The 4,873-nt window shown below is 62.6% G+C and carries 5 protein-coding genes; 3 read left to right on the plus strand and 2 right to left on the minus strand.

The window, feature by feature from the left end:
* Both GSQ79_RS17325 and GSQ79_RS17330 read left to right on the plus strand, forming a co-directional pair.
* On the plus strand, positions 1-688 hold a 688-nt coding region (locus GSQ79_RS17325), incomplete at its 5' end, for a LysR substrate-binding domain-containing protein (RefSeq protein WP_158809926.1).
* A gap of 138 nt (positions 689-826) precedes the next feature.
* On the plus strand, positions 827-997 hold the full coding sequence (locus GSQ79_RS17330; RefSeq protein ID WP_158809927.1) for a hypothetical protein: 171 nt from the start codon (positions 827-829) through the stop codon (positions 995-997).
* Between the two features lie 220 nt (positions 998-1,217).
* On the opposite strand, the gene GSQ79_RS17335 is transcribed toward GSQ79_RS17330, so the two are convergent.
* On the minus strand, positions 1,218-1,514 hold the full coding sequence (locus tag GSQ79_RS17335) for a hypothetical protein (protein ID WP_158809928.1): 297 nt from the start codon (positions 1,512-1,514) through the stop codon (positions 1,218-1,220).
* Positions 1,515-1,936: 422 nt separating this feature from the next.
* On the opposite strand from GSQ79_RS17335, the gene GSQ79_RS17340 reads away from it, so the two are divergent.
* A complete protein-coding gene (locus tag GSQ79_RS17340) occupies positions 1,937-3,772 on the plus strand; it encodes a hypothetical protein (RefSeq protein WP_158809929.1) in 1,836 nt (611 codons plus the stop codon).
* A gap of 14 nt (positions 3,773-3,786) precedes the next feature.
* On the opposite strand, the gene GSQ79_RS17345 is transcribed toward GSQ79_RS17340, so the two are convergent.
* On the minus strand, positions 3,787-4,353 hold the full coding sequence (locus GSQ79_RS17345) for a TerB family tellurite resistance protein (RefSeq protein ID WP_158809930.1): 567 nt from the start codon (positions 4,351-4,353) through the stop codon (positions 3,787-3,789).
* Positions 4,354-4,873 lie beyond the last annotated feature (520 nt).

Genomic DNA, 4,873 nt, shown 5'->3' on the forward strand with positions numbered 1-4,873 from the left:
CACGCTCGCCGCGATAAAGGGCAAGCACGCCGGCCACATCTCGGTCGGCATCGTCTCGACGGCGAAATATTTTGCCCCCCGCATCGTCGCCGCCTTCTCGAAAGAGAACCCGAAGATCGACCTGTCGCTCTCCATCGGCAACCGGCAGGAGACGATCACCCTGCTCCGCGACTACGAGATCGACATCGCGCTGATGGGCCAGCCGCCGACAGATTTCCCGGTGATCAGCCAGGTCATCGGTCGGCATCCACAGGTGATGATCGCGCCGCTCGAGCATCCACTGGTCGGCAAGCGCGATATCGACAAGAGCGAACTGGCCCAGGAAAGCTTCATCGTCCGCGAGGATGGGTCCGGCACCCGCACGATCTTCGATTTCTTCTTCGGCGACATCGTGGTGCGCCAGCCGCACATCAAGTTCGAGATCGGCTCCAACGAGACGATCAAGCAGGCGGTGATGGCCGGGCTCGGCCTCAGCCTGATCTCCGCCCACACGATCGAGGCCGAGGTGGCGGCGGGGCGGCTCGCCGTGCTCGACGTCAAGGGCCTGCCGATCGTCCGGCAATGGTTTCTGGTGCGCCGCGCCAACTGGTCGCCGACGCCGGTCGGCGAGGCGATGTGGGATTTCGCCTGCAAGCATGCGGCGGAATTTATGCCCGGGGCGGTGGTTCTGGAACCCGAACCGGCCTGACGCCGGGGCGCGATTGCCGACATCGCGGATCGGCTCTGCCGACAGGGTCTGAAAGTCCGTCTTGCCGCTACCGACAGCCGCTGACAGGTTCGGGTCGGGAAACCCGCGCCGCCACAGCCGGCCAGAAATTTCGATGCAATGTCCGCCGAAGCCTTCGCCCTCGCCCATCTCGCCATCATCGTCGCGGTTTTGATCGCGATCGGCGTCGCCGAACGCCGCGGCCGCACCCGTTTCCGCAGCAGCAAGGGCGTGCGCTACCGGCGCCTCAGCACGGCGGCGATGTTGAAGGAATTGCGGAAGCCGAAGTAGCGTGATCCGGTCATATCGCCGGTCCCGTCCTGTGGACGCTGGCGCGCAACGATCTTCCGCTTTTGGACGCTGTCCGTCGTGCCTAGTTCGAGCGCGAACAGGATCGTTCGTCTCGTTTGATAGCAAAGTTCATCGATATCGATCGAAATAAACGACCGGCACCATGTATGCCGGTCATCCGAAGTCGCAGACGCGTCTGTCGCATCACATGATTATGGTCTCAGCCGCCGTTGGGGCTGCCACCGAAAGGGCCACTGCCGTCGCCGGATGAGGTGCCTTCTTCCAAGCTGCGGGTCGAGTTGAAGTTGCCGTCCGGCGTCTTGGTGAAGCGGCCCAGCGTCGGCGCACGCTGGATGCTGCCGGTGGTGAGGTCGCTGTACGCCTGGTAGTGATTCATCGCGGCGCGGTCGCTGTCCGTATAGGGTGACGCGGCGGTCTGGGCGAAGGCCTGCGTGCCCATGGCAATAATCGACACGCCCGCGACAGCAACGGACATCGCGCGAATAGATTTTTTCATTTTCTGGCTCTCACTCTGCTGTATAGATAGCCGTGCGCGCATGGCAATACACACAACACGCCGCGACACCGGCTATCCGGAAGCATGATTGCTTTCTGTGTGTTCAAGTAGTGTCCGATCAACCTTAAGACCAGCTTATCAAAGCGCGCGACACCATCACATCAATGTGAATCCTGGCGGCGTCTGGCGGGCGTCCAGGAGGGAAAACCCCGGTCGCCCCGCGCGCGCCGCACGGCTGGCCTGCGGAGCGCGGCCTCGTCGGGCGGCGCCATCGCCCAGTTGTGCCATCCCGGTCTTTGCATCGCGAGGGACGATACGGCGCAACGCGTCCCACGACACATCTGCGTCATGATGCACCGCGGCCCAACGAAAACCCAACGGCTCAGTTTGTGCCGATCCGCCTTAACCCGTAGGGATGGCGCATGAAAAAAATCGCCGTCTTCCTGTTCATCTGTCTCGGCTCGATCTTCGCGATTTATGGCGACGGCTATCCCCTCTCGATCGTCCGCCACCGCTGGCAGGAGGTCATCACCGAAAGCAACCACGCTGCGCTGCGGCCGGGCTCGGTCTACGACATTCTTACCCATTTCGAGCAGGATTCCGGGCGCACGCGACCGCAGTTTAAGTACCTCTTCTTCGATACCGGCCTCGGCGCCGCGGATCCAATCTATCCCGTCTATCAGGTTGGCTACCAACAGAGCTGGCCGCAGCTGATCAAGGCCGGATTTTCCGAAGAGAACCGCCACATCGATCACTTTTCGGTCGGCGATACGCCGGAGGGGTGTCGCATCCAGTCGGTGTACTGGGTCCGCCACATCAACGAATTTCCCGGCATGTACAACGATCTGCGCAACGACGGCTATTCGCTGATCGACATCAGCTTCGACTATTACGTGAAGCTGCGCCCGGATGCGCAATGCGGCAAGCACACCGCGCATGAGCTGAGCGAAAGCTTCGATCCGTTCAAGGCGATCTACGGTTACGCCGAGAGTTTCAAGACTTTCGCCGACATTCCGCCGGACCTGCTGGCGAAATACGAGGCCAAGGTCGGCGTGCTGAAAATGATCACGCAGAATTTTAAGACCGGCAAGGACAAGTGGGAGAGCTACGACGAGAGCTACAACCTGCGCGACAATTCGATGTGGTTCTATCCCGACGGTTTTAAGCCGGACTATGGCATCGATACGCAACGCAAGCAGAGCGGCCTCAAAAATCTGACGCAGGCCAAGCATCTGTTCCTGGCGGCAAGCCCTGCGCTGCAGGATGCGTTTCCGCTGAAGCAGACGCTGCCGGCCGAGGATTTCACCAAGGTGATGGATTTTCTCAAGGGCAAGCCGACCAAGGATTTTGACGCCAAGAGCGAGCCGGGCGGCGACACGCTCGACATCACCACGCAGGTGACTCCGAAAAACTTCTACACCTCGGGCACCACCGTCGAGCCGATCCGCGATGTCGTCGGCGACGTCTCCGATCCCGCGCATTACAAGCTGGTATCGCTGGTGCTGCGGCCCGGCGAACCCGAGAGCGACGTACACTTCACCGGCCTGCAGGACACGCCGCAGATCCGCATGGTCTATCAGCTGATGAGCCCGCGCTTCCCAGGCCGCGCCTACGAGCAGTTGTTTCTCCACCTCGACTTCGACGCCGTCGACCGCCTGCTGCCGCTCGCACAACGCCAGCGCGCCACGGCCGAGTTCTTGCGCAAGGCGGATACGCTCACGGGCCTGCGGGAAAGCAAAAGCCCCGATTCCGACAAGGCGACGGCCGCCTTCGTCCAGGAGGTGATGAACCAGCGCCCGCTACAGACGCTCAGCTGGAGCTCCTCGCTCACCGGCCTATGGGTCTTCGGCATTCTCAGCCGATCCTACAATGCCGAGCGCAACCTCGATGCGGCGCCGATCGTCCGCGACGGGGTCAACGTCGGCTATTACTCCAGCGCCTACGACAACACGTTGTTTCGCCTGGCGATCGGCACGACCAAGGGCGCGGAGCAGGCGGAACTCCGCAGCGTGCTCGACGACCTGACGCCGCGCTCCTACCGCGACGCCCGCCGCCATGACCCCGAAGTCCTGACCTTCAACCGCATGACCTGCGCGCAATGCCACCAGATGGCCGGGCGCGACGGCGTCCACGTGCTGCTGAACGACGGCCTCGACCGGCGGATCACCACGCCGTATCGGGCTACGGAATACGAGTTCCGTGAACTGGACCGCCAGCTTGCCCGGGTGCCGCGGCTGGACAGCGTGGCGGCGAAGTGAGGGGGCCGCGACCGTCAGCCGGCCTCGTCGCCGAACGGCCGCTCGGCCTGCACTGTGAAGTTCGGCTCCGGCAGCAACAAGCGACGCTTGAGGCGGTTGATCGCCTCGAGCTGCAGCTCGCTCGGCGACGTATAGGCGTTGGCGACCTTGGTCAGCATCCCGATCAGGTCGTCGCGCTCCACCGTCGTCAGCCGGTCGCGTAGAAGCGGAATGAGCTCGTCGGCGATCGGGGAGAAGACGCGGTTCTGCTCCGTGTAGCTCCAGGCTCGCACGAACATCGCCTCTACCTTGCCGATGTGTAGCTCGGTTTCCATGATTTCCATGATCCGCGTCTTCTCGGCGGCCGTCACCGGCGCTCCGGTTCGCACGAGCTGCAGCATCAGGATCGTCGCGGCGAGGCGCGGATCGGTCACGCGCTGCAGCCGCCATCCGAAGATGGACAGGCCGGCGTTGCGCGCGACGCGCTGAAGGCCCTGCGTCTTGCCGTCGAGCTCACGCACCGAGTCGATCGCACTGTTGATGCGGTAGAGGGCGACGAGGATGATGCCGACGAACGCGACCAGACCGAGCAGAATCGGCATCCCCAAGCCCTCGAACCGCTCCCGTATCAGGACATTAGCGCGTTTTCCACAACCGGCAACTGCGAACACGCGGGTTTCGCGTGCGCTGGGCGAACGGCGGGTGTGCGCGCTCGACTTGCGGCGCGGACCTTCAATCGCATGACCTGCGCAGTGCCACCAGATGGCCGGCCGCAATCGCGATGGCTTCGCCCGGCAGATCACCAGGACCTACGGCGCCGCGGAATGCGAGTTCTGCAAGCTTGATCGCCCCTGAAGCGGGGCGGCTGCTAAAGCCGAAACCACCAAGGCTTTTCACGTCGTTTGAAACGGACGTCTCCAATTTCGATCAGCGGTCTTGGTAGGGCGTTTGCGATACATTGAGATGAATAGACGCCTGTTCACAGTAAAACTCCTGCAGACAGTCTTGGGCAAATCTCAAAGCTTGACTAGCAAACTGAGATCAACCCGCATTTGCTTCGAAGAGCTCCGACCGCCGAAGCTTCACACCAGCCTCCCACCCCACCCTCGACATCCCCGCCGC

Source organism: Beijerinckia sp. L45 (assembly GCF_009765775.1).
Lineage (GTDB): Bacteria > Pseudomonadota > Alphaproteobacteria > Rhizobiales > Beijerinckiaceae > RH-AL1.